We start from the raw sequence: 24,681 nt of genomic DNA, 5'->3' as shown, positions 1-24,681 counted from the left end.
ATGCGCCTTCGCCTTTCGCTCGCCCGCGTTGTTACCATAACTTCCTTCGCGCTCGTCATTACGGCGTTCATCGCCGTCGTCGCGATTTTGTACCGGAACGACGGCTTGGATCGCGTGTTCCGCGTCGAACCATTGCATTCCGTCAGCGCCGGTCCATGGGAGGCGATCGTCGGCGATTTGCCGTTCCGAGGCGCGGTTCCGGCGTTCGACGAGGGCGATTGGCGCCCGCTCGCCGAACTGCAAGCGAATGCGCCGCGGTTCGGTTACGTCGGGTATTATTGGCTCAGGCAGCGGCTGCCGGAGCGATCGCCCAGAGACCCGCATCTGCTGCTCGGGCATCTGGGCGCATTCGAAGCGTACCTCGACGACAAGCTGCTGCTTCGGTTCCGCATGCCGCCCGCCGCGCCGGCAGTGAACTTGATGCACAGCCGCACGATTACTGAGCTAAGCCCCGAGGACGCCGGGAAGATGCTGTACCTGCGCGTATACACGGACGGAGCCCTCCCTCCGCTTCGGATCGCGGCTGCGCAATACGGCCAAAAGGACACGATCTTCGCGTCATATCTGGGGATCGACCTATTTATTTTTCTGATCGGGCTCGTCTTCGTGCTCGTCGGTTTCGCGGGCTTTCTGTTATGGCTTCACGATTTTCGAAGCCGGTTGAATTTGGCGTTCGCGTTGTTCATGACCTCGTCCGGCCTCGGGTATTGGTATATCAGCCGTACGACGTTATGGTATCTCGAGGGCGAATGGTTCATGTATGTGCCCGACGTGTTTCTATCGTTAGCGGTGTTCTCGGTGCTCCTCTTCATGGAGCAGCTGGTCGACGGCGCCTACCGAAGGCTGTTCCGCTGGCTGAAGCGGATGTCCTTCGGCGTATTCGCGGGCGTGCTGACGACGGCGTACGCGCTGCCGATCGCGTACCGCGTGCTCGTGACCTTCGTCGTTCCGACGATGATCGTCGTCTTCCCGCTCGCGGCGCTCATCGCGCTGCTGCGGCTGCATAAGCGCGATCCTTCCCCGGATCGACGCTGGATCCTCAGCGGACTGATCGGGATGTACGTCGGCACCGCGCTGCAAGTGATCGTGCATTTTCTCCCGCCGGTGCGCCCATGGCTGCAGAGCGTGTCGGAGCCGCTTGCGCATGCGGCGGAGTTTTGCCTGCCGGCCGGGCTGCTCTGGATCGTCTTCTGCAAGGGAATGGTCCTGTTTAACCGATATATGGACCTTCACCGGCAGGTGAAAGCGTACGCCGCCGAAACGACGGAGCGCCTCGCCTCCTCGCTGCGCGAAACGACGGGCGCGATCGCGCATCTGTCCTTGGCCGAGGCGCGCAATCGGAACGCTCGCGACGTCCATGACATCGTCGGGCATACGCTCACGACGACGGCCGTACAGATCGAGGCGGCGCGCATGCTGTGGAGCCGGAACCCCGACGACGCGTTCAAGACGCTGGCGACCGCCGGCGAGCTCGTTCGCAAGAGTCTGGAAGACATCCGGCATTCGATGCAGGGGTTCGCCAAGGACGAGGGCGAAGCGGACTTGCGGGAGACGTTATGCCTGCTGCTGGAAGACGCGTCCCGAGCGCACGGCGTCGCGTCGGAATACGACATCGAGGACATGCCGCCGCTCGGCTCGGCCTACGCGCAAGTGCTGATCCACGCGCTGCAGGAAGGGATGAGCAACGGCATCCGCCACGGCCGTTGCGGCGCGTTCCATTTCGAGCTCCGCATCCGGGGCGACACGTTGGAGTTCACGCTCTCCAACGACGGAGCGGCATACGAAGCCGGCCGGTTCGGCTTCGGCCTGACGACGATGCGAGAGCGCGCGGAGGCGCTCGGCGGGTCGTTCTGGATCGGCGCCGTACACGAGAAGGGCTGCCGCATCGATATTCGGCTTCCGGTCCGATAGGACTGGGGGCCGATTGTTCTTTTGGGGCGACGCAAGGACTAAAGTCCCATGAACGCTTCATGATCTCACGTCCGCCAATGCATGACATCCTGTCATGCGCGAAATGACCGAACCAAAGCTATAATCCGGTTATGCATTTCATGAAGGAGAGGATTGACGTGGGACTATTGGGTAAAGGGCTGAAGAAACCGATCGCCGCCGTCGGCGCGTTGGCGCTGACGGCCGCTGCGTTGCTGCCCGCTGCGGCACCGCCCGCCGCGAGCGCGGCGGAAGCGAGGGAGAGCGTATACGACGACGCGCTGAACGCTTTATATGCGAATTACAGCTGGGCGCAGGTCGATTTGGCGTACGCCGGCGACAAGCGAGGCGGCGGGACGTCCATTCGCATGGAGCCGGACGACGGCAGAGCGATGTATTTGTACCGCGACCGCATCCTGACGGCGAGCGATTTCGAGACGTTCGAAATGTATGTGAAAGGCGAAGGGCTCGGCGGCCAACAAGCGAAGCTCGTGTTCCAGACCGGCGGGGTGCCCCAGTCGGAGTGGATGCTACACGAGCTCGTCGAAGGCGGAATTCCGGCCGACGAATTGGTTCGCATCGCGATTCCGGCCGACGAAGTGTCCCCTGGCAACGCCTGGGTGGATACGATCATCTTATCGGACGTCACCGGAGGGGACCAACCGGCGCTCCTGATCGACGATATCGCGTTCGTCGGGGCAGGGACGGGAGAACAGCCGGGCGGAGAAGAGCCCGGAGGAGAAGAACCTGGCGGAGAGGAGCCTGGCGGCGAGGAGCCCGGTGGTGAAGAGCCTGGCGAGAACGGACCGGGCGGCGCTCCGGAAGTCGTCTCCGGCATCTCCATCTATCAAGAAGCGCTCGGGGCCGGCTTCCAAGACTTCGGCTGGGCCGATCACAGCTTGGATTACGCCGGCGCCTATCATACGGGCGAACGTTCCATCCGGATGGAGCCGGACAACGGCGGAGCGGTGTACTTGTATTCCGGCGTACCGATCGCCGGGAAATCGTTCGAGTCCTTCGAGTTTTGGATTCGCGGCGGCAGCGCCGGCGGTCAACAACTGAAAGTATCGTTCCTCAGCGGCGGCCGGCCGATCGCCGAGGTTCCGCTGTCGACGCTGCTGCCGGAGGGCGTGGCGGCCGGAGAATGGCGCCTCGCATCGGCGAGCTTGGCCTCTCTCGGGCTGCTGGATCAAGTGTTCGACGCTTTCGTCATCGCGGACGCGTCGGGCGGCGACCAGCCGGTCGTCTATCTCGACGACATCGTGCTGCGGGCGAAGGAGGTCATCCCGGCGGCCCTCGTCGAGACGCGGCTCGACAAGCATCAAGTCGTGCTGCTGGCCGGCGAGTCGCAGCCGCTCGAGATGACGGCGTTTTACGCGGACGGCACCGACAAGGTCGTCAGCGAACAGGCGGCCTGGGTCAGTGACGCGCCGAGCATCGTGTCGGTGGAAGGCGGCCGCGTCGTCGGGGTGAGCGAAGGCGTCGCCAAGATTACGGGCACGCTCGGCGCGCAATCGGCATCCGCGTACGTTCAGGTCGCGGACATCGAAGAAGCGCCGTTGTATCGCGACGGCCTCGAGCCGGGCGCATCGAACTGGAGCTGGCACGAGAAGAACTTGTTGAGCGAAGCCGAAGCGCATAGCGGGCGGTACTCCATCGAGTTTCTGCCCGGCGGGTGGGACGGCGTCTGGTTGAACGGAGATCAGGAGCGCAAGTTCGGCGAGACGTACGGCGTACGATTCTGGATTCACGGCGGCGCGACGGGCGGACAGCGAATTCTTGTGCATCTGTACGAGGCTCAAGGCTATGTCGGTACGGCCGAGCTGAACGACCATCTGCCGAACGGCGCGCTCGCCCCGGGCGAATGGCACGAAGTGACGCTCAACGCGGCGGACTTCGGCGTAACCGACGGCGCGTTCACGGGTATCGTGTTCCAAGCCGGAACGGAGCAAAATCAACCGGTCGTCTATATCGACGACGTCTCGTTCCTGCGCAATACGTCGCCGGTGTTGTTCCCGCAGCCGGAGCTGCCGACGGTATCCGTCGATATCGACACGGCGTCGGATCGCAAGCCGATCGACGAGAATATTTACGGCATCAATTACGACGACATGCACCCGACGACGTCGACGCTTCCGTTCCCGGTCGAGCGGTGGGGCGGCAACAACACGACCCGCTACAACTGGAAGCTGGACGCGACAAACCGCGCGTCGGACTGGTACTTCATGAACATCCCGTACGACAATTCGGACGGTACGGAAACCGATCAGCTCATCGACCGGGTGGACGCCCGCGGCGACGAAGTGCTTCTGACGCTGCCGACGATCGGCTGGACGGCCAAAGATCGCGAAGTGAGCTGGGGCTTCTCCGTCGAGAAATACGGACCGCAGCGCAGCACGGCGGCGGTGGACGGACGTCCGGACGCCGGTAACGGCGAGCTGCCGAACGGCGACTGGATGGAGCCGATCAACGACCCGCACGATACGTCCGTCGAGATCGGACCGGACTTCGTCGTCGAGTGGATCGAGCATCTGAAGAACAACGGAGACAAAGTGAACTTCTACGCGCTTGATAACGAGCCGGAAATTTGGTACGTCACGCACCGCGACGTGCGCCCGGAACCGACGACGTACGACGACCTGTGGAGCATGACCAAGGAATACGGCTCTGCGATTAAAGCGGCCGATCCGGACGCGCAAATTTTCGGTCCGGTCTCGTGGGGCTGGTGTGCTTACTTCTACTCCTCGGCCGACCAATGCGCGGACGGCCCGGACCGTCAATCGCACGGCGGCTTGCCGTTCCTGGAGTGGTATTTGAAGCAGCTGCAGGATTATGAGAACTCCGATCCGAACGGGACGCAGCTCGTCGACTACTTGGATATACATTTCTATCCGCAAGAGGGCGGCATCGCCGAGGATAACGAATCGTCGTACGTGCAGAAGCGGCGCCTGCAATCGCTTAAGTCGCTGTACCATCCGACCTTCGTCGACAATTCCTGGATTCAAGAGCCGATCCGGCTCATCCCGCGGATGAAGGAGATGATCGCGCAATACAACCCGGATATGAAGCTCGCCATCACCGAATACAACTTCGGCAACGGCGACGGCCTCACGGCGGGTCTCGCGCAAGCGGAAGCGCTGGCCATCTTCGGCCGCGAAGGCGTGGACCTGGCGACGCGCTTCGGAAACTTCAAGGCGGGCACGCCGATCGAAGACGCGTTCGCGATGTATCTGAACTACGACGGGCTGGGCAGTAAAATCGAAGGCACGAGCGTCAAAACATCGACGTCGAACGTCGATGCGGTCGGGGCGTATACGATCGAGGGAACGAACGGCGAAGTGTACGTGCTCTTGTTCAACAAGGACACTGTAGCCCGGAACGCCTCGTTAACCGCGAATATCGCACTTACGGGCGAACCGGAGGCGTACCGCTTCTCGCTCGACGAACGGCTGCAGCGGGTAACGCCGCAGCTGTCGACCGGCGAGGACGGAGCGGCGGCGATCGCGCTGCCGGCTCGTTCGGCGACGCTGCTCGTGTGGAAATAACGGGATGGAGGGGGCGCACGCGTGCATGAAGCGGTAGCGGAATACGTCGGCAACTTGAAGCCGCATCACAAACGGGCCGTTCTTCTCCTCCGGGAGCTAGTGCTCGAACGACTTCCCCATGCGGAAGAAGGGTTCGGGCACGGCTTCCCCCTCTATCGCCTGCGGCGAGAGCCGGTCGTCGGCATCGCGCATCGGAAGAAGGGGCTTATGCTGTATATCATGCGTCCGGAGCTCGTCGCTTCGTACAGCGATCGGCTGGCCGGTCAGCTCGACGGCAAGTCGTGCATCTGCTTGAAGCGCGCCGGCAAGCCGCTGAGAGACGACCTGTTTCCGGTGATCGAAGAGATGCTATTGGCATTATGAAAAAGAGGGTCTTCCCGCATCGCGCGGGAAGACCCTCTTTGCTCGCGGAGCGGGAGCTCCAAGCGTACCTCTGGCTGAACCTTTCTAACGTGATGTCGTCTGCTCAGGCCCTGAGTCAAGGGAATCAGGTTAGAAAGGACCCACAGGCATAGTCAGCCTCCGGGTCCCCCCCTCCAGCCGGTCCTTTCTAACGTGATGTCGTCTGCTCAGGCCCTGAGTCAAGGGAATCAGGTTAGAAAGGACCCGCGGGCATAGTTGGCCTCCGGGTACCCCTCCAGCCGGTCCTTTCTAACGTGATGTCGTCTGCTCAGGTCCTGAGGCAAGGGAATCAGGTTAGAAAGGACCCGCGGGCATAGTCGGCCTCCGGGCCCCCCCTCCAGCCGGTCCTTTCTAACGTGATGTCGTCTGCTCAGGCCCTGAGTCAAGGGAATCAGGTTAGAAAGGACCCGCGGGCATAGTTGGCCTCCGGGTACCCCTCCAGCCGGTCCTTTCAAACGCGATATCGTCTGCTCAGGCCCTGAGGCAAGGGAATCAGGTTAGAAAGGTTCCGCGAACAGGCATGGTCATACCCGAAACTTATCGATTTCCCCGAACAGCGTCTCCGCAAGCTCGTGCAGCTCGGTCGCCTCCTCGGCGACGCGGCCGACCGCTTCGTCCTGCAGCGCGGCCGCCGCGGCCGTCTCCTCCACGCCCGCGGCGGTCTGCTGCGCGACCGAGGCGACGACGTGCACCGAGCCGACCAACTCCGCCTGCTTCCGCTTCGCCTCGTTCACTCGTTCGCCGATCCGCCGCGTCTCCGCTTCGAAGACGCCGAGGATGCGGACGATCCCCTCGAACGCCGCGCCCGCGTCGGATACGGCGCGCCGCTGATCCGCGAAGCTGTCGGCGGTGGACGCGAGCGACCGCGCGGCGTCCTGCATGCCGCTCTGCAGCGGCGACAGCATGTCGTCGATGCGGCGGGACGCCTCGGTCGCCTGCAGCGACAGCAGGCGAACCTCCTCGGCGATGACCGAGAAGCCGCGGCCGTGCTCCCCGGCGCGCGCCGCCTCGATGGAGGCGTTAAGCGCCAAGATGTTCGTCTGCTGCGAGATGTCGTGAATCGCGTTCGTCATGCCGAAAATATCGGCCGCGCGCGATTCGAGCGCCGTGAGCGCGGCCGACATGTCCCGAAGCGCGTCCCCCGTCCGCTCCGAACGCGCCTCGAGCTCCCGTACCGTCGTCTCTCCGTCTCGTAAAGACGTCTTGGCGCGATCGCTCGCGTCCGCCAACACGCCCGTCGCGGTCAAGACGCCGTCCATCCGCTCCTCCAGCTCCGTAATCGTCGCGACGCCCTGCTCGGTCTGCTCCGCCTGCTTCGCGGAGCCGGCCGAGATTTCCTCCATCGCCCGTACGATCGAAGCGTTGGCGTCCTTCGTCGAGCCGGCGACGTCGCGCAGGCGCGCGCTGTGCGCCTGCAGCGCTTCGGCGATGCCCTTCGTCCGCGCCAGCATGCCGCGAACCGCGGCGACGCTCGCGTCGAAGTCGTCGCTCAGCGCCCCGAGCTCGTCCTTCGACCCCGCGGCGATATCCCGTGACAGGTCGCCGGACTTCACCCGCTCGATCCCGAGGCGCAGACGCCTCACGCCGACGGTCAAGGAGCGGACGACGACGGCGGCGAGCGCGGCCGCGACCGCGAAGGCGGCGGCGGTCGACAAAATCGCGACGGCGCGCGTGCTTTCGATTAATGCGCTGTATTCCGCTCGGGCTTCCCCTTCCGCCCTTGAGTAATCGTCGTAGAACGATTGAACAAGCTCGAAGATGACTTGCTTATGCACTTGCGACGCATTGAAGGCGGCGGCGATCTTCGGCTGTTTCGCGGCGGCGTCCGTCGACGCGTCGGCCACGATGGCCGCCGACCGTTCGAAGTGATCGACGAACTCTTGAGACACCATGGTCAACCTGGCGCGCCAGTTGCGTTGATCTCTCGTCTCGGCGGAGGCGCCGACAAGCTCCGTTAAGCGGGTCAGCTCCGGAACGCTCTCCATATACCGCTTTTCCAGCTCCGGCTTGCCCGAGATCATGTACCCGGAGGCGACGGCGTCCATCTGTTCGACCAGGCTCTTGAGCGTGAGGGCGGTCTCCTGCCGTTCCGCCAAGGCGCGAAGCTCGGTGTCCATCGCCTTCAGCTGTTCCAAGCGAAGCGTGGTAAAGACGGAGACGGCGGTGAATATTAACAACACGATGGCGAACCCTAATGTCAACTTCAAAGCCAGCGAAAAACGTTTCACTCCGACTTCCTCCCCAATAACGATCGTATATGTATTCGTACATATAGAATTGTAGCGGACGCATATTAGAGGAAGATTTACGAAGTGTAAACGGAATGTCAAAAGAAGTCGAATCGACTCGGATCCGCTCGATGCGATTTTACAATCGTTTAACAAAACTTCGGAATAGCGTTAACAATGGGGGGTTAGTATTAGGTTCAGGAAGTCAAAAACATAACTTATTTCGAGGAGTGGTCTTGAGTGTCGAAAGGTTTGGCGCGGAAAAGTTGGTTGTTGCTGCTAGCGGTCGCGTTCGCGTTCGTCGTCGCGGCTTGCGGCAACAACAATGCGGGAGAAGACGCTACGCAAGGTTCGGAAGCTCCGGCAGCGGCTCCGGCGGAGACGCCGGCGACGGAAGCTCCGGCGAACGAGCCGGCGGCGGAAATCAGCGGCGAAATCAAGCTTGACGGTTCCTCTACGGTATATCCGGTCGCCCAAGCGGTCGCGGAAGAGTTTATGAATATTCACGGCGGCGTGAACGTGACGGTCGGCTTGTCCGGTTCGTCCAACGGCATCAAGGCGATTATCAACGGCGAAGCGGACATCGCGAACGCATCGCGCTTGATCAAGGATTCGGAAGTCGAGCAAATCAAGGCGAAGGGCGACGACGTCGTCGAAATGCCGGTCGCTTACGACGGCATCACGGTCGTCATCCACCCGGAAAACGATTGGGCGACGGAAATGACGGTCGAAGAACTGAAGAAGATTTGGGTAAAAGACAGCACGGTAAAAACGTGGGCCGACGTTCGCGAAGGCTGGCCGAACGAGCCGATCACGCTGTTCGCGCCCGGCGCGGCTTCCGGTACGTTCGAATATTTCACGGAAGCGGTCAACGGCGAAGCGAAGGTCGCTCGCGAAGACGTAACGGCTTCGGAAGACGACAACGTGTTGGTGCAAGGCGTCGCAGGCGACAAGTATGCGATGAGCTACTTCGGTTTCGCGTACTACGAAGAGAACATGGACAAATTGAAGGCCGTCGCGATCAAAGAAACCGCGGACGCGCCGGCGATCTTGCCTTCGCTCGAGACGATCGGCGACTTCTCTTACAAGCCGCTCTCCCGCTTCATTTATATGTACCCGCTGAAGAGCACGTTGGAGCGTCCGGAGATTCAAGAATTCGTGAAGTACTACATGAGCGACGAAGGCTCCGCGCTGGCGGGCGAAGTCGGCTACGTGCCGCTCGACAAAGCGACTCGCGACGCGAACCTCGCGCTGCTCCCGCAATAACATCCGGAATACTCAAGTGAAAACAAGCTATAAATGTTATAAGTAAGAAGTGGATAAGCCGTGGCGATGACATGAACCCCATGTTTCGTCACGGTTATCGACTTGTTCGAACGAATTTACGATTGGAGCCAAATATGGAAAATACAAGAGAGAAACCATCCATTACCGGTCGCAGAAGCCTGTTCTCTTCGGATTCCATCATGCCGAAGGTGCTGCTCCTGATCGCGGCGATCTCGATTCTTACGACGGTCGGAATCGTATTCGTATTGCTCGAGGAGTCGTTCCAATTTTTCCGGCAGGTGCCGTTCCTAGAATTCATTACGGGTACGAAGTGGACGCCGCTCTTCTCCGATCCGCATTACGGCGTACTGCCGCTCGTGACGGGGACGATGGTCATTACGGTCATCGCCAGCATCGTCGCGCTGCCGCTCGGGCTCGGCAGCGCCATCTATCTTAGCGAGTACGCGCCCGATCGGGTTCGCGCGTTTCTGAAGCCCGTTCTGGAAATTCTGGCGGGCATTCCTACGATCGTGTACGGCTTCTTCGCACTTACGTTCGTGACGCCGATTATCCAGCAGCTGTTACCGCAAACCAAAGTGTTTAACGCCCTTAGCGCCGGCATCGTCGTCGGAATCATGATCATTCCGATGATCTCGTCGCTCAGCGAGGACGCGATGAGCGCAGTCCCGAACAGCCTGCGCAACGCGGCCTACGCGCTAGGCGCGACGAAGCTCGAGGTGGCGCTGCAGATCGTCGTGCCCGCCGCCTTTTCCGGAATCGTCGCTTCCTTCGTGCTCGGTCTGTCCCGCGCGGTCGGCGAAACGATGATCGTGACGCTCGCCGCGGGAGCGCTGCCCAGCATGTCCATCAATCCGCTGCAGAGCGTGCAGACGCTGACCGCTTATATCGTATCCGTCTCCAGCGGCGATACGACGTTCGGCAGCGCGCAATATTTAACGATGTACTCCGTCGGCTTCATCCTGTTCGTCATTACGCTGATCATGAATATATTGGCAGGCTACATCTCTAGAAAATTCAGGGAGGAATACTAAGATGGCGCGTACGAAAGAAGAGCTTCGGATCGCCAGCCGGAAGCGGAAGAACGCCGTATTCCACGGGCTGTTCTTCGCCTCCACCCTGATCGGGGTCGTAGCTCTCGTCTTGCTTATATATCAAGTCGTGTCCCAGGGGATCGGATGGCTTAACTGGGATTTCCTCACGAACAACTCGTCCCGCCGGCCGGAGCGGTCCGGCATCTACACGGCGCTCATCGGCACGCTGTGGCTCATGGCTATCGTGGCGCCGCTGACGTTCGTGATCGGCGTAGGGACCGCGATTTACTTGGAGGAATACGCGAAAGACACGAAGCTGTCGCGAATCATTCAAACGAACATATCGAATCTCGCGGGCGTGCCGTCGATCGTCTACGGTATCTTGGGCCTTACGATCTTCGTCCGGATCTTCGCCTTCGGCTCGAGCATTCTGGCCGGCGCGCTGACGATGACGCTACTCGTGCTGCCCGTCATTATCGTCGCGGCGCAGGAAGCGATCAAAGCGGTGCCCGGCAGCCTCCGGCACGCCTCGTTCGCCCTCGGGGCGAATCGATGGCAAACGATCGTTCGCGTCGTGCTTCCGTCCGCGATGCCGGGCATTATGACGGGCTCGATTCTATCGCTGTCCCGCGCGATCGGGGAAACCGCCCCGCTCATCGTCGTCGGCGCGGCGGCGTTCATCGTTCGTCCGCCGGAGCATCTGCTGTCGCAGTTCACGGTGCTGCCGATTCAAATTTACACCTGGTCGAGCCAGCCGCAGGCCGAGTTCCAGAACATCGCCGCGGCCGCCATTCTCGTGCTGCTCGTCATCCTGCTCGGCATGAATGCCGCGGCGATCATTCTGCGCAACAAATTTCAAAAGAGACTGTAAACGCCTGATTTCAATAGGAGGGTCACATCCTTGAGCGCTAACCCGATCGTTAACATTTCGAATCTGGATTTATATTATACGAACTTCCACGCGTTGAAGTCGGTGGAAATGCACATTCAGCCGAAGTCGGTGACGGCGTTCATCGGTCCGTCGGGCTGCGGCAAGTCGACGCTGCTCCGCACGCTGAACCGGATGAACGACATGATCAAGGGCGTTCGCATTTCCGGCCGGCTCGAAATCGACGGCACCGACATCTACCATCCGGCGGTGAACGTCGAGCTGCTTCGGAAGAAGATCGGCATGGTGTTTCAGCAGCCGAATCCGTTCCCGAAGTCGATCTACGATAACATCGCTTACGGTCCCCGGATTCATGGCGTAACCAAGAAGGCGGAGCTCGACGACATCGTCGAACGCAGCCTTCGCGGCGCGGCGCTCTGGGACGAAGTGAAAGCGAATCTGAAGAAGAGCGCGTACGGGTTGTCCGGCGGTCAGCAGCAGCGGCTCTGCATCGCGCGGGCGCTCGCGGTCGGTCCGGAAATTTTGCTGATGGACGAACCGACGTCGGCGCTCGACCCGATCTCGACGCTGAAGATCGAAGAGCTGATCCAAGAGCTGAAGGACCAGTATACGATTATCATCGTGACGCATAACATGCAGCAGGCCGCGCGCGTATCCAACGATACGGCGTTCTTCCTGAACGGCGAGGTCGTCGAGATGAGCGAGACGGTGAAGCTGTTCTCCAATCCGCGGGACCAGCGCACGGAGGATTACATCAGCGGCCGCTTCGGGTAAGCGGGCGCGAGGGGCATTTCATTTTCCGACAAAGGGGTTTGAACCTACATGGCGTTACAACGGCAACAATTCGACGCAGCGCTTCAGGAGCTTCGCAAAGCTCTGATCGATATGGGGGAAAAGGTGGAAACGGCGATCCTCAATTCCGTCATCGCCCTTCGGGACAACAACCTGGAGATGGCGGAAGGCGTCATCGCGAAGGATAAAGAAGTCAACGAGGCCGAGGAAAAAATTATCGAGATGGGGACGAACCTGATCGCCCTGCAGCAGCCGGTGGCCAAGGATTTGCGCCGCGTCCTCGTCGCGTTCCGCATGGCGACCGACCTCGAGCGGATGGCGGACCTCGCCGTCGATATCGCGAAGGTCGTCCGCCGCATCAACGGCGAGCCGCTCATGAAGCCGCTCGTCGACATTCCGCGCATGACGGAAATCGTGCAGACGATGACGAACGACTGCCTGCGGGCTTACACCGAGGAAAACGTCGATCTCGCGTACCGCATGGCGAAGATGGACGACGACGTCGACCACCTGAACAGTCAAATTTTACGCGAGCTGATGGGGCTCATGGCGGACAATCCGAAGACGATCAATCAAGCGATGCTGCTCTGCTTCGTGAGCCGCCATCTCGAGCGGATGGCCGACCATGCGACGAATATCGGGGAGAGCGTCGTATACCTCGTCGTGGGCAAGCGTCCGGATTTGAACCAGTAACGCGGCAGCTTTATCATCGGGGGAGAGGGCCCACTTGATTCATCTAGCGTCCTTGCAGGTGCGCTTGTTGCAGACGATCGCGTCTCGGTTGTCGAAAGGCGCGGTAGGATTGATTTACCTTGACGTCGCGACGCTCGAGCGGATCGAAGGCAGACACGGCCGCGCCTGCGCCGAAGAGCTGCTGCTCTTCGTGCGCCGGCGGATCGACGAGCTCCGCGCGACGTTCCCGAACGTGCTCGATCAGAAGCGAATCGGCGACGACTTCTTCCTGTACGTCGCGCTCGGCGACGTGCCGGCGCATCTTGCGTACGCCGAGCTCGAACGGATCGCCGAGGCGCTGCGCGCCGACCTGGAGGAGGCGGTCCGCCGGGACCGCCCCGAGGCGGCCGAGGCGAGGCTCGACTTCGGCTGCGCGCTGCTCCGCGAATCGGAGGAGCGGGAGCTCGAAGCGGTCATGTACACAGCGATGAAGCAGGCGATTCGGCATGCGAGGGAGCGAACCGTCGATCCGGAGCGGATCACGCATATGCAGGAGTTCTATTCGATCCTGGAGAGCCGTCACGTAGCCTCCGTCTACCAGCCGATCGTCTCGATGGAGGGGGGCGAGGTGTTCGGGTACGAGGCGCTATCGCGCGGGCCGGCCGCTTCGCCGCTCCATTCGCCGGTGAAGCTGTTCGAGCTGGCGGAGCGGGCGGACAAGCTGTACGCGCTCGATAAGCTGACGCGGGAGCAGGCGATTCTCGGCATCGACGGCCTCGCCCGGCATCAACGCATCTTCCTGAACATTCCGGCCCAAATTTTGCACGATCCGGATTTTTCTCCGGGCCAGACGCTCGCCCTGCTGCAGCGGCGGGGGCTTACGCCGAACAACGTCGTGCTCGAGATTACGGAGCGCAGCTCCATCGAGGATTTCTCCACCGCGAAGAAGGTAATAGACCACTACCGGAGCCAAGGGTACCGGATCGCGATCGACGACGCGGGCGCCGGCTATTCGTCCTTGCAGGCGATCGCGGAAATTCAACCGGACTACATTAAGGTGGACCGGTCTCTCGTGCAGGGCATTCACCGGGACAAGGTGAAGGAATACATATTGGAGACGTTCGTCTGGTTCGCGAAGCGGCTCAACATCAAGGTGATCGCCGAGGGCATCGAGGAAGCGGAGGAGCTGGAGAAGCTCATTCGCCTAGGCGTTCATTACGCGCAAGGATATTTCCTAGGGCGCCCGGACGCGACGCTGAAGCCGGTGACGCCCGAGGCGAAGGCGACGATCTATGCGGCGACCCGACTCGCGGGAACCGCGGGGCTGCGTACCGTGGGAGACGTCGCGGCGACGGCGAAGACGTTCCAGGCGGACGATCCGGTGTCCTTCGCGGCGACGTACTTCCGCGATCATCCGGATCAGTTCGGGGCGGTCGTCGTGGAGGGCTCGCGCCCCGTCGGTCTGCTGATGCGGGACGAGCTGTTCCGCAAGCTGTCCGTCCAATACGGCATCTCCTTGTTCTGGTCGAAGCCCGTGAAGGTGGTCGCCGACTTGAGCCCGTTGACGGTCGACGCCGACACGCCGCTCGAGACGGTGTCCTCGCTCGCGACGATGCGGGAGTCGGGCAAGCTGTACGACCTCGTCGTCGTGACGGAGCGCGGCGAGCTTGCGGGCGTCGTGACGGTGCGGGACATCCTCGAGCACATGACGAGCATCCGCATGGAGCACGCGAGGGTGGCGAATCCGCTCACCGGGCTGCCCGGCAACGTGCAAATTCAGCGCGAGCTGCAGCGCCGGGTGCTGGATGGGGAGCCCTTCTCCGTTCTATACGTCGATATCGACTTCTTTAAATGGTTCAACGATCTGTACGGCTTTCAACGAGGGGACGAAGCGATCCAGCTGACGGCGGACGTCATTCGCCGCTCGGTCGCCGTCTGCGGCCGCCCGCGCGACTTCGTCGGCCATATCGGCGGCGACGACTTCATCGTCATCACCGGCGCCGACGCGCCGGAGACGGTCGCGGAGGAAATCATCCGGCGGTTTCGGCTGGGCATCGACGCGTTCTACGACGGCCAGCCGCAAGGGACGACGGTCCAGGACCGGTACGGCCGTACGCGCGACGTCGAGGCCTTAAGCGTCTCGATCGCCCTCGTTCGCGTGGAGGATCCGTCGCGCGCGTCGGCGGACGCGATATCGCGGACGGCCGCGGACTGCAAGCGGCAGGCGAAGGCGAAGGACGGCAGCGCCGTCGCTTCCGCCGCGATCGCCGCTATGCATCCTTTGGGTCTGACGGAGCCGTCCGCCCCGCAGGGCGGATCAGCCGCGGCAGCGCCGTAATCGACGTCGCGATGCGAAGCTGCCGGCCGAGCGCCGACCGCGGCGACGCCGGACTCGCGTTCGACGAACGGATCCACACCGCCTGCCAGCCGGACCGCACCGCGCCGACGACGTCGCGGCGGTACGAATCGCCGACCATGACGCAGTGCCGGGGCGGCGTCCCGAGCGACGCGGCGACGGCGCGAAACAGGCGCTGCTCCGGCTTCTTCATGCCGGCGGGCGCGGCGAAGACGTCGGTCTCCAACACGAACCGGTGCAGCTTCAGCCGGAGCCACAGCTCCTTGGCGGTCGCCGCGTCCAGGTTCGTGAGGATGGCCAGCCGATAGCGCCCGGAGAGCTGCCGCAGCGTCTCCTCGGCGCCCGGGACGAACGCCGCCTTCCGCGGCTGCAGCCGCCGCGCTTCCTTCGCGATATGCCGCGCCGTCCGCTCGCTGGATTCGGTCTGCAGCACGGCGACCGCGTCGCGAATGCCGGCGCTTTTGCTTTTCCCCCGGCTTCTGGACTTCTTATAATGTAGCAACGCCTCTTCGATCAACGCTTTGGCCGCGCCTTCGTCGCCCCATCGTCCGACCCACTCTCCCATCGCCTCGCGCAGCGCGGCCTCGTACGCCGCGTTCCAAGCCACCAGCGTTCCGCTCAAGTCGAAGCATACGACGGCGGCCGCGCGCCGCGCGCCTTCCTTGCGCACCGGCACCATTCGATCCCCTCCTTCGTCTTGTTCTAAAATTATGCATCCGATTTCGCGCTATGCTATGATGAAGCTAGTTTCGAACACATTGAGGTGTTTACCGTGGCCAAGTGTTTATTGATCGACGGCAACAGCATTATTAACCGCGCGTTCTACGCGCTGCCGCCGCTGACGAACGGAGCCGGTCTCCATACGAACGCGGTGTACGGCTTCACCACGATGCTGCTGCGCATCATCGAAGAGGAGAAGCCGACTCATCTGCTCGTCGCGTTCGACGCGGGCAAGCGCACGTTCCGACACGAGGAGTACGGCGATTACAAGGGCGGACGTTCGAAGACGCCGTCGGAGCTGTCCGAGCAGTTCCCGCTGCTCAAGGAACTGTTGCAGGCGATGAACGTGAAGCAATTCGAGATCGAGGGCTACGAAGCGGACGACATCATCGGGACGCTCACGAAGCGCGCGGACGAGGAAGGCATCGAGACGATCGTCGTGTCCGGCGACAAGGACATGCTGCAGCTCGCTTCCGATCGCGTGCGCATCGCGCTGACCCGCAAGGGCATCAGCGAGACGGAGATGTACGACCCGGCTTACATCCAAGAAAAATATCAACTGACGCCGCGTCAAATCATCGACCTGAAAGGGCTCATGGGCGACGCGAGCGATAACATTCCCGGCGTCCCCGGCGTCGGCGAGAAGACGGCGCTGAAGCTGCTTCATCAATTCGGCTCGGTCGAAGGCGTGCTGGAGCACGTCGAAGAGATCAAAGGCAAGATGAAGGAGACGATCAAGGAGCATGCGGACAGCGCCCGCATGAGCAAGGAAATCGCGACGATCTTCCGCGAGGTGCCGTACGACGCCGGCTGGGACGAGCTGGCGTTCGAGGGCTTCGATACGAACGGCATGCGGACGATGTTCCAGAAGCTCGAGTTCAAATCGCTGCTGGAACGTCTCGCGATCGGCGGAAGCGACGCCGCTTCGGGCGGCTCCGAGGCGGCCGCCATTCAGGTGACGACGGTCGACGCTTCGACCGTCGCTTCCCTCGTCGCGGCGCTTCCGGACGTTCGGGGCGCGCACGTCGAATCGATCGGCGAAAATCCGCACGGCGCGGAAGTGCTCGGTCTCGCCCTCTACGCGGACGAAGAGCGGACGTATTTCGCGCCGATGCCGTTCCTCGCCTCGAGCGAGGCGGCGCCGCTCCGGTCCTGGCTCGCGGACGCGAACGCGCGCAAGACGATTCACGACGCGCATAAGGCGGAGCTCGCGCTCGCCTGGCAAGGCGTCGAGCTGCGCGGCGTCGCGTTCGATACGATTCTCGCCGCGTATTTGCTCGATCCGACGGAATCGAGCCACGCCCTCAGCGACATCGCGGGGAAGGACGGCATCGCGGTTCCTTCCGACGACGACGTGTTCGGCAAGGGCGCGAAGTTTAAGCTGCCCGAGCCGGAGAAAATCGCGGAGCATCTGGGCCGCAAGGCGCGGGCGGTGGCGGAGCTCGCCGAGCGGCAGCGGAAGAAGCTGGCCGAACACGAGATGGAGCCGCTTATGTACGAGTTGGAGCTGCCGCTGTCGTTCGTGCTCGCGCGCATGGAGCTGCAAGGGGTCAAGGTCGACGTCGACGAGCTGAAGCGCTACGGCGTCGAATTGACCGAAGCGCTCGACAAGCTGGTCGCGACGATCTACGAGCAGGCCGGAACGGAGTTCAACTTGAACTCTACGAAGCAGCTTGGGGAAATCCTTTTCGAAAAGTTGGGTTTGCCGCCGGTGAAGAAGACGAAGACGGGCTACTCGACGGACGCGGAGGTGCTGGAGAAGCTGGCGCCGTACCACGAGATCGTCAGCAATCTGCTTCACTATCGCACGCTCTCGAAGCTGCAATCGACGTACGTGGAAGGGCTGCAGAAGGAAGTGCGCGCGACCGGGAAAATTCATACGTACTACCGTCAGACGATCGCGGCGACGGGGCGGCTCAGCAGCCAGTTCCCGAACCTGCAAAACATCCCGATCCGCACCGAGGAAGGCCGCAAGCTGCGGAAGATGTTCGTGCCGTCCGAGCCGGGCTGGCGCATTCTCGCGGCCGACTATTCGCAGATCGAGCTGCGCGTCCTCGCGCACATCTCGGGCGACGAGCGGATGAAGGAAGCGTTTCAGAACGACATGGACATCCATACGAAGACGGCGATGGACGTGTTCGGCGTGAGCGCGGACGCGGTCGACGCGAACATGCGCCGGCAGGCGAAAGCCGTCAACTTCGGCATCGTCTACGGCATCAGCGACTTCGGCTTGTCGAACAACCTCGGCATCAACCGCAAGGACGCGGCGCAGTTCATCGAGCAATACTTGGACGTGTTCAGCGGCGTAAGGCGGTTCATGGACGACATCAAGAAGCAGGCGCGCAAAGACGGATACGTCACGACGCTGCTCAATCGCCGCCGGTATTTGCCGGAAATTCACGCTTCGAACTTCAATATCCGCTCGTTCGCCGAGCGGACGGCGATGAATACGCCGATCCAAGGCACGGCCGCGGACATCATCAAGCTGGCGATGGTGCGGCTCGACGATCGGATGCGCGAAGCGGGCGTGAAGAGCCGCATGCTGCTGCAGGTGCACGACGAATTGGTGTTCGAGGTGCCGCCGGAGGAGCTCGAGACGATGCGCGCCATGGTGCGCGAGACGATGGAGAGCGCGCTCGCGCTCGACGTGCCGCTCAAGGTCGAGGTCAGCGAAGGCAGCAATTGGTACGAAGCGAAATAGAGGATACGGCCCTCTCATGCGGTATAATCGGGAGTTGAGGTGATAGAGCGATGCCTGAATTACCCGAGGTGGAAACCGTCCGAAGAACGCTGCAGCGTCTCGTGGCGGGCAAGACGATCCGGTCGGTCGACGTCCGGCTGCCGCGCATTATCCGCCGTCCGGCGGAGCCCGAGGCGTTCGCGAGAGCGCTCGAAGGGTTGACGATCCGCGGCGTCGAACGGCGAGGCAAATTTCTGAAATTCGATCTAGGCGAATTATTGCTCCTGTCCCACCTGCGTATGGAAGGCCGCTACGGCTTATATGACGCGGAGGACGAGACGGAGCTTCATACGCACGTTATTTTCCGGTTTACCGACGGCACGGAGCTGCGATACCGCGACGTACGGCAGTTCGGCACGATGGACTTGTACAAGCCGGGCGAGGAGACGCGGGAAGGGCCGTTGTCGAAGCTCGGGCTCGAACCGCTCGACGAGGCGTTCACGCTGTCCGCGTTCCGCGAAGCTCTCGGCGCGAAGAAGACGAAAATCAAGCCGCTGCTGCTGAACCAAGAAGTCGTCGTCGGCATCGGCAACATCTACGTCGACGAAGCGCTGCACGCCGCCGGCATTCATCCCGAGCGGCCGGCCGACGAGCTCTCCCGCGCCGAGCTCGCACGGCTGCATGGGGCGATCGTGGCGACGTTATCCGCGTCGGTCGAAGCGGGCGGCTCGTCCGTAAAGTCGTACGTGAACGGCCAGGGCGAGCAAGGCGCTTATCAATTCAGCCTGCGCGCCTACGGGCGGGAAGGCGAACCGTGTCCGGCCGGCTGCGGCGGCGTCATCGAGAAGTTCGTCGTCGGCGGCCGCGGCACGCATATTTGTCCGCGGTGCCAGCCGAAGAAGAGAAGCCGCGCGAAGCGGGACCAGGGGCAGAAGCACACCTGACGGCGTCCCTCCATATAGTGAAGGTATCCAATATAGGCGGATGCCTTCGGGAGGGATCGAACGTGGTGGCCTTTGGGTCGATGCTTGCGCTGGCGCTGGCCGTCAGCTTGGACGGCTTGAGCGCCGGCATGATGTACGGAATTCGGAAGATCCGCATTCCGGCGTATTCCATCGGAATCGTATCGTTATTATCAGCGTTCGTCCTGTTCGGGTCGATGGCCGTCGGCGGCTTGTTCGTGGAGTGGCTGCCCGAACGGGCGGCGCGTTGGACGGGGGCGGCCATCTTGATCGCGATCGGCGCATGGGCGATCGTGCAGATGCTGTTGACGTCGCGCCGGGAATCGGCGGCAGGCGACGACCCGTCGAAGCCGTCGGGGGCCGATGCGAGCGCGCCGGCCGAAGCGACGCCGGCCGAGGCGTCGGCCGCAGCCGAAAAGACGGTGCTGCAATGGGAGATCCGTCAATTCGGGCTTATTATCCGGATTTGGCGCACGCCGTCGATGGCGGACATGGACCGTTCGGGCGTGATCACCGCTTCGGAAGCGGTGCTGCTCGGCATCGCGCTGTCGCTCGACAGCCTCGGCGCGGGCGTGGGCGCGGCCTTGATCGGGTTTCCGCCGGTGGCGACCTCGCTGATGATCGGCGCGGCGTGCGGCGCGTGCATCGCGATCGGCGTCAAGCTGGGCTTTCTGCTCTCCGGCTGGCGATGGATCGGCAAGCTGACGCTGCTGCCGGGCTGCATCTTGATCGTAATGGGATTCATGAAATTAATGTAGAGGGGAAATTCGGTTGAACGTCGGACTTACAGGCGGCATCGCCTGCGGCAAATCGACGGTATCCCGGATGCTGGAAGCGCGCGGCGCGAAAATCGTGGACGCGGACCGGATCGCTCGCGACGTCGTGCTCCCCGGGCGTCCGGCGCTTCTCGACATTCGCGAGACGTTCGGCGAAGACGTGATCGCGCCGGACGGAACGCTGGATCGCAAGCGCCTCGGCTCGATCGTGTTCGGCGACGAGTCGGCGCGGCGGAAGCTCGAAGCGATCACCCATCCGCGCATTCGCGAGGAAATGGCCAGACAGATGTCGGAATGGAACGAGAAAGAGCCCGAGCGGCTCGTCGTCGCCGACATTCCGTTGTTGTACGAGTCCGGGTTGGACAAGCTCTACGCGTTCGAAGACGTGCTCGTCGTGTACGTGCCGCGCGAAGTGCAGCTCGAGCGCCTCATGGCGCGGGACGGGATGTCCCGCGAGGACGCGGAACGACGCATCGACGCTCAGATGCCGATCGAAGAGAAGCGGAAGCGAGCCGACGTCGTTATCGACAACAGCGGCTCGCTCGCCGAGACGGAGCGGCAAGTCGAAGCGTACGTCGCCGGGAAGACGGGTTCGACGTAATGGTCGGAACGAGCGAACGGGCGTGGTACCGCAGGAAGAGGTTATACGCGGTTTTATTGCTATTGGTTCTGCTGGTGTTATACTTCGATCGGGCGCTGCTCGGGAAGTGGATGTATCCGCTTCAATACGAAGCGCTGATCGTGGAGCAATCGCAAGCGTACGACGTGGATCCGTACTTGATCGCCTCGATCATCCGCGTGGAGAGCAACTTCCGCCCGACGAAGACGTCCCCCAAGGGCGCGATCGGACTCATGCAGCTGATGCCGCCGACGGCCGAATGGATCGCGAAGCAGGAAGGGGACGAGCCCGCGGGACCGGAACGGCTGCAGGAGGCGGATCGGAATATCCGGTACGGGACATGGTACGTGCGGTCGCTCCAGCAGCAGTTCGCGTCAGACGGCGAAGCGAAGCGCGACGCGATCGCGCGCGTCGCGGCGGCGTACAACGCCGGTCCGGGCAACGTCGAACGGTGGCTGTCCGAAGGACGATGGGACGGCACGTTGGATCGCGCCGACGACATACCGTTCGGCGAGACGAGACACTACGTCCATCGGGTGTATTATTATTATGTAAAGTACGAGCAGACGTATCCGGAACTGGCGCCGAATCCATAATAAAAACATCGGAAAGGCTGCGCGGTATCCCGCGCAACCTCCCGATGTTCCATGAAGCGGAAGATTACTTGAATTGGCCGGCGAGTTGCTGCTCGGCGATTTGCACCAGGCGGCGAGTGATGTGACCACCGATCGCGCCCGTGTCGCGAGTAGCCATGTGACCGTAGTAGCCGTCATTCGGGATTTGAATGCCCAGCTCCTGAGCTACTTCATACTTCAGTTGGTCCAACGCTTGGTTCGCTTGAGGTACGACCAAGGTGTTGGAGCTTTGAGAACCTGTACCCATGTGTTTCACCTCCTCGTCGTTGGTGATAGTATTATGTGCGCTTCTCTAAGGTTCAAAACAGGGATTGTATGGTAATATCGATTCATAGTTTGAAGTTCGAAGCGGAAGGAGCGACTTGGTTGTGAGATGTCCATACTGCGATCATGACGGAACGAAGGTGCTCGATTCTCGTCCCGTGAACGATAACAAATCGATCCGCCGGCGCAGGGAATGCGAGCGATGCGCGCGCCGCTTCACTACGTTCGAAACGGTGGAGGAAGCGCCGCTGATGATCGTCAAGAAGGACGGCAGCCGGGAGGAGTTCAGCCGCGAGAAGCTGCTTCGCGGCCTCGTCCGGGCGTGCGAGAAGCGCCCCGTATCGGTCGAGCGGCTGGAGCAGATCGTCGACGAGGTGGAGCGCGAGCTTCGCCAGACGGCCAGCACGGAGATCGAGAGTCGCGACATCGGGGAGCTGATGATGGGGCAGCTGTACAAGGTCGACGAGGTCGCTTACGTCCGCTTCGCTTCCGTGTACCGCCAGTTCAAGGACATCGACATGTTTATGAAGGAGCTATCGACGCTGCTGAATAAGACGTGATCCCGCATTGACAGAGCCCGCCGAGCGTGATAATATTGATTTTGTCGTTTCGGGCTCTTAGCTCAGCTGGGAGAGCGCGTCGCTGGCAGCGACGAGGTCAGGGGTTCGATCCCCCTAGAGTCCACCAATCACAAATGTTAAACACGCCAAGTAAAGGCGTGTTTTTTTTGTGTTCGGTCCCGGCGCTAGGAACCACTTTATTGCAATCGATGGTCATACATCAGTTGAATTTGAATACCGAAAGGGTCTTCAATGATCCCATACGCTTTGCTAAACGCATTGCTGGATAAAGGAACAATGATCCTAACGCGGTCATCCGTGGTCAAACTTTTGTAAAAATTCTCGATTTCATTCAAGTCAGCGCTTTGAATACAAATAGAGGTATTATTCCCGATCGTATACTTTACGTTGATATCCATTGGATCTTCGGCGATCATCATCTTTGTTTTACCGATGGCTAAAACAGAGTGAGTAATCCAATGCTTATTTTCATCAGTAAGTTGCAATGAATTGTCGCGTTTTGCCATGTCTTCGTAGGTGACGAGTAACAATTGTTTTGCATGAAAATGGAGCTTATAAAATTCGATGGCTTCTTTCGCTCTTCCGTTCATGGATAAAAATATTGCTGCTTCCAGTGTTGTACTCATGGTTTGGTCTCCTTTTCGCGAATTTGTAGGAACTGCTTGATATCCAACGAAGTTGATTGTACTCTTTTAAGGTATCAAAGGATGACACCTTAAATGAGGTTTTCAGATATATGAATAAATCAGAACGATTAAATGACATGATCCGATACCTGAACGGTAAAGAGTTCTTTAATTTACATGATCTTATGGAGAAATATCAGATTTCAAAAAGTACGGCGCTGCGGGATGTTGAATCTTTAGAGCAATTGGGAATGCCGATTTTTGTGGAACATGGCAGATATGGACGTTACGGGATCCTAAAGAATCGCCTGCTATCCCCAATTATGTTTACGATGGATGAAGTGTATGCGCTATACTTTGCCATGTTGACTTTGAAATCTTATGAATCTACACCATTTCATTTAAGCGTCAATCAACTCAATGAAAAGTTTGAAAGTTGTCTTTCTCAAAAGCAAATCGAGCAAATTACCGTCATGAAAAAGGTACTGCAGTTTGAAATGAACCCGCATCATCATGAAAGCCGATTTTTAGAAAAAATCTTACAAAGCATTTTAAACGAGAGCAACTGCACGATTCGATATTCCAGAAACAATGAGGAAAAATGCTATCATGTTCAATTTTTTAAAATTTCTGCTAAGTTTGGTCAATGGTATGCGGCAGGTATTGATCTTAAAACGAATCGATACAGGGTCTTCCGATGTGATCGAGTTACTGCCATAGTGGAAGAAGATATGAAATCTCCTTTTTCCATTGAGGAGTTAATGAATCGTTCGTTAGAACTTTATCGTTCAAAGTTCAGTATTGACTTTGAGGTAGAAATTGAAGAAAAAGCAAAAGATATTTTTTTTAAAGAACATTACCCTTCGATGAAAATTGACATTGGGAATAGAACCGTTATTAGGGGTTATTATAATCCAGGAGAAGAAGCGTTCATAGCTGATTTTTTTATGAAATTTGGTAATCAAGTTATATCGGTGAAACCCGAATGTTTATGTGAACTGATCAAGGATCGAATAGAAAAATTATTAAATCATTACAAATCAGTTTCGGGGCAGTGAAACCGACAATCGTGGGGGAGCGCGTCGCTGGCAGTACGAGGTCAGGGGTTCCATCCCCTAGAGAAAATAAAGCGAAACCTCTTGTCCTTCAAGAGGCTTCGCTTTATTTGTGGTTTGAACAGGATCCTGTTTGGTTCTTCAAGCCTCTCGGACGGCCCTAAAGCCGAAGACAGCATAAGGAAGAGAATTCCACTTGATTATGTTATTAATTTCGGGTAGATTAGTCATCCGACCGTTTTAATTCATAAGAAATTGGCGGTTGGAATAAATTAGAGGTTGATTTGAAACACAGTTTTATGTTAAATTGTTTTTCCGGCCGCTTGAGCGAGTCGGACAAGCAACACCGAGTAAGACAAGCTTGCTCCTTGAAAACTGAACATGAGCGCATATGCTTTTTAAAGAAATAAAGCTAGCTTGTAATGAGCGCAGTATATTGAACTACCCTTTTTGGAGAGTTTGATCCTGGCTCAGGACGAACGCTGGCGGCGTGCCTAATACATGCAAGTCGAGCGGAGTGTTCCCTTCGGGGTTCACTTAGCGGCGGACGGGTGAGTAACACGTAGGCAACCTGCCCATAAGACCGGGATAACTGGCGGAAACGCCTGCTAATACCGGATAATCGATTCGCC

The 24,681-nt window shown here is 60.0% G+C and carries 20 protein-coding genes, 1 tRNA gene and 1 rRNA gene; 18 read left to right on the top strand and 4 right to left on the bottom strand.

What is annotated here, in order from left to right; translation table 11 throughout:
• The 3 genes from FE782_RS30685 (at position 1) to FE782_RS30675 (ending at position 5,837) form a co-directional block, all read left to right on the top strand.
• Positions 1 to 1,911: a sensor histidine kinase gene (locus FE782_RS30685; protein WP_138198170.1), complete on the top strand. Its 1,911-nt coding sequence runs from the start codon at positions 1 to 3 to the stop codon at positions 1,909 to 1,911.
• A gap of 158 nt (positions 1,912 to 2,069) precedes the next feature.
• On the top strand, positions 2,070 to 5,474 hold the full coding sequence (locus tag FE782_RS30680; RefSeq protein WP_138198169.1) for a glycoside hydrolase family 44 protein: 3,405 nt from the start codon (positions 2,070 to 2,072) through the stop codon (positions 5,472 to 5,474).
• A 21-nt stretch (positions 5,475 to 5,495) separates the two neighbouring features.
• On the top strand, positions 5,496 to 5,837 hold the full coding sequence (locus FE782_RS30675) for a hypothetical protein (RefSeq protein WP_138198168.1): 342 nt from the start codon (positions 5,496 to 5,498) through the stop codon (positions 5,835 to 5,837).
• A 563-nt stretch (positions 5,838 to 6,400) separates the two neighbouring features.
• On the opposite strand, the gene FE782_RS30670 is transcribed toward FE782_RS30675, so the two are convergent.
• Positions 6,401 to 8,104: a methyl-accepting chemotaxis protein gene (locus FE782_RS30670; RefSeq protein WP_138198167.1), complete on the bottom strand. Its 1,704-nt coding sequence runs from the start codon at positions 8,102 to 8,104 to the stop codon at positions 6,401 to 6,403.
• 240 nt (positions 8,105 to 8,344) lie between these two features.
• On the opposite strand from FE782_RS30670, the gene FE782_RS30665 reads away from it, so the two are divergent.
• The 6 genes from FE782_RS30665 to FE782_RS30640 all read left to right on the top strand — a co-directional run bounded on the left by FE782_RS30665 (position 8,345) and on the right by FE782_RS30640 (position 15,113).
• Positions 8,345 to 9,370, top strand: coding sequence for a PstS family phosphate ABC transporter substrate-binding protein (locus tag FE782_RS30665; protein WP_138198166.1), 1,026 nt, complete (start codon positions 8,345 to 8,347; stop codon positions 9,368 to 9,370).
• Between the two features lie 134 nt (positions 9,371 to 9,504).
• The gene (gene pstC / locus FE782_RS30660) at positions 9,505 to 10,422 is read left to right on the top strand and encodes a phosphate ABC transporter permease subunit PstC (RefSeq protein ID WP_138198165.1); all 918 of its coding nucleotides are present in this window, start codon (positions 9,505 to 9,507) and stop codon (positions 10,420 to 10,422) included.
• A gap of 1 nt (position 10,423) precedes the next feature.
• Positions 10,424 to 11,293: a phosphate ABC transporter permease PstA gene (gene pstA / locus FE782_RS30655; RefSeq protein ID WP_138198164.1), complete on the top strand. Its 870-nt coding sequence runs from the start codon at positions 10,424 to 10,426 to the stop codon at positions 11,291 to 11,293.
• A 30-nt stretch (positions 11,294 to 11,323) separates the two neighbouring features.
• Positions 11,324 to 12,085, top strand: a complete 762-nt coding sequence (gene pstB / locus FE782_RS30650) for a phosphate ABC transporter ATP-binding protein PstB (RefSeq protein WP_138198163.1) — start codon at positions 11,324 to 11,326, stop codon at positions 12,083 to 12,085.
• A 48-nt stretch (positions 12,086 to 12,133) separates the two neighbouring features.
• Entirely contained in the window at positions 12,134 to 12,796 is a 663-nt protein-coding gene (phoU, locus tag FE782_RS30645; RefSeq protein WP_138198162.1) for a phosphate signaling complex protein PhoU, read from the top strand.
• A gap of 34 nt (positions 12,797 to 12,830) precedes the next feature.
• Positions 12,831 to 15,113 carry a GGDEF domain-containing protein gene (locus FE782_RS30640; RefSeq protein WP_138198161.1) on the top strand — a complete coding sequence of 761 codons (2,283 nt, stop codon included), beginning with the start codon at positions 12,831 to 12,833 and terminating at the stop codon, positions 15,111 to 15,113.
• Here the strand turns inward: FE782_RS30640 and FE782_RS30635 are convergent.
• Positions 15,046 to 15,810, bottom strand: coding sequence for an HAD family hydrolase (locus FE782_RS30635; protein ID WP_138198160.1), 765 nt, complete (start codon positions 15,808 to 15,810; stop codon positions 15,046 to 15,048). The genes FE782_RS30640 and FE782_RS30635 overlap by 68 nt on opposite strands.
• A 93-nt stretch (positions 15,811 to 15,903) precedes the next feature.
• Here FE782_RS30635 and polA point away from each other — a divergent pair, with 93 nt between their 5' ends.
• The 5 genes from polA to FE782_RS30610 all read left to right on the top strand — a co-directional run bounded on the left by polA (position 15,904) and on the right by FE782_RS30610 (position 21,484).
• The gene (gene polA / locus FE782_RS30630; RefSeq protein WP_138198159.1) at positions 15,904 to 18,552 is read left to right on the top strand and encodes a DNA polymerase I; all 2,649 of its coding nucleotides are present in this window, start codon (positions 15,904 to 15,906) and stop codon (positions 18,550 to 18,552) included.
• A gap of 50 nt (positions 18,553 to 18,602) precedes the next feature.
• Positions 18,603 to 19,475, top strand: a complete 873-nt coding sequence (gene mutM / locus FE782_RS30625) for a DNA-formamidopyrimidine glycosylase (protein ID WP_138198158.1) — start codon at positions 18,603 to 18,605, stop codon at positions 19,473 to 19,475.
• A 62-nt stretch (positions 19,476 to 19,537) separates the two neighbouring features.
• Positions 19,538 to 20,251 (top strand): MntP/YtaF family protein, encoded by a 714-nt coding sequence (locus tag FE782_RS30620; protein WP_138198157.1) that lies wholly within the window; start codon positions 19,538 to 19,540, stop codon positions 20,249 to 20,251.
• 13 nt (positions 20,252 to 20,264) lie between these two features.
• Positions 20,265 to 20,870 carry a dephospho-CoA kinase gene (coaE, locus tag FE782_RS30615; RefSeq protein ID WP_138198156.1) on the top strand — a complete coding sequence of 202 codons (606 nt, stop codon included), beginning with the start codon at positions 20,265 to 20,267 and terminating at the stop codon, positions 20,868 to 20,870.
• Positions 20,870 to 21,484, top strand: coding sequence for a lytic transglycosylase domain-containing protein (locus FE782_RS30610; RefSeq protein ID WP_138198155.1), 615 nt, complete (start codon positions 20,870 to 20,872; stop codon positions 21,482 to 21,484). Before coaE ends, FE782_RS30610 begins: the two co-directional genes overlap by 1 nt.
• Positions 21,485 to 21,548: 64 nt before the next feature.
• Here the strand turns inward: FE782_RS30610 and FE782_RS30605 are convergent, their stop codons facing one another.
• Complete coding sequence (locus FE782_RS30605; protein WP_138198154.1) at positions 21,549 to 21,770, bottom strand: alpha/beta-type small acid-soluble spore protein; 222 nt, start codon at positions 21,768 to 21,770, stop codon at positions 21,549 to 21,551.
• A 121-nt stretch (positions 21,771 to 21,891) separates the two neighbouring features.
• On the opposite strand from FE782_RS30605, the gene nrdR reads away from it, so the two are divergent.
• Together nrdR and FE782_RS30595 are read left to right on the top strand one after the other, a co-directional pair.
• A complete protein-coding gene (gene nrdR / locus FE782_RS30600) occupies positions 21,892 to 22,347 on the top strand; it encodes a transcriptional regulator NrdR (protein ID WP_138198153.1) in 456 nt (151 codons plus the stop codon).
• A gap of 51 nt (positions 22,348 to 22,398) precedes the next feature.
• Positions 22,399 to 22,474 (top strand) — tRNA-Ala (locus FE782_RS30595).
• Between the two features lie 70 nt (positions 22,475 to 22,544).
• Here the strand turns inward: FE782_RS30595 and FE782_RS30590 are convergent.
• Positions 22,545 to 22,994 carry a VOC family protein gene (locus tag FE782_RS30590; protein WP_138198152.1) on the bottom strand — a complete coding sequence of 150 codons (450 nt, stop codon included), beginning with the start codon at positions 22,992 to 22,994 and terminating at the stop codon, positions 22,545 to 22,547.
• Between the two features lie 110 nt (positions 22,995 to 23,104).
• On the opposite strand from FE782_RS30590, the gene FE782_RS30585 reads away from it, so the two are divergent.
• Positions 23,105 to 24,052 carry a helix-turn-helix transcriptional regulator gene (locus FE782_RS30585; RefSeq protein ID WP_138198151.1) on the top strand — a complete coding sequence of 316 codons (948 nt, stop codon included), beginning with the start codon at positions 23,105 to 23,107 and terminating at the stop codon, positions 24,050 to 24,052.
• 444 nt (positions 24,053 to 24,496) lie between these two features.
• Positions 24,497 to 24,681: ribosomal RNA gene (locus tag FE782_RS30580) — 16S ribosomal RNA — on the top strand; the annotation flags it as partial.

Origin of the sequence: Paenibacillus antri (assembly GCF_005765165.1) — a bacterium.
In the GTDB taxonomy this organism is placed as follows: domain Bacteria; phylum Bacillota; class Bacilli; order Paenibacillales; family YIM-B00363; genus Paenibacillus_AE; species Paenibacillus_AE antri.
Note: the sequence above shows the minus strand (reverse complement) of the source record. Positions and strands in the feature narration are given on the sequence as shown.

What these genes read in the sequence shown, in the direction of transcription:
- FE782_RS30685 (WP_138198170.1), top strand. Translation starts at nt 1, where the DNA reads ATGCGCCTTCGCCTTTCGCTCGCCCGCGTTGTTACCATAACTTCCTTC.
- pstC (WP_138198165.1), top strand. Translation starts at nt 9,505, where the DNA reads ATGGAAAATACAAGAGAGAAACCATCCATTACCGGTCGCAGAAGCCTG.
- pstA (WP_138198164.1), top strand. Translation starts at nt 10,424, where the DNA reads ATGGCGCGTACGAAAGAAGAGCTTCGGATCGCCAGCCGGAAGCGGAAG.
- phoU (WP_138198162.1), top strand. Translation starts at nt 12,134, where the DNA reads ATGGCGTTACAACGGCAACAATTCGACGCAGCGCTTCAGGAGCTTCGC.
- FE782_RS30635 (WP_138198160.1), bottom strand. Translation starts at nt 15,810, where the DNA reads ATGGTGCCGGTGCGCAAGGAAGGCGCGCGGCGCGCGGCCGCCGTCGTA.
- mutM (WP_138198158.1), top strand. Translation starts at nt 18,603, where the DNA reads ATGCCTGAATTACCCGAGGTGGAAACCGTCCGAAGAACGCTGCAGCGT.
- FE782_RS30610 (WP_138198155.1), top strand. Translation starts at nt 20,870, where the DNA reads ATGGTCGGAACGAGCGAACGGGCGTGGTACCGCAGGAAGAGGTTATAC.
- FE782_RS30605 (WP_138198154.1), bottom strand. Translation starts at nt 21,770, where the DNA reads ATGGGTACAGGTTCTCAAAGCTCCAACACCTTGGTCGTACCTCAAGCG.
- FE782_RS30590 (WP_138198152.1), bottom strand. Translation starts at nt 22,994, where the DNA reads ATGAGTACAACACTGGAAGCAGCAATATTTTTATCCATGAACGGAAGA.
- FE782_RS30585 (WP_138198151.1), top strand. Translation starts at nt 23,105, where the DNA reads ATGAATAAATCAGAACGATTAAATGACATGATCCGATACCTGAACGGT.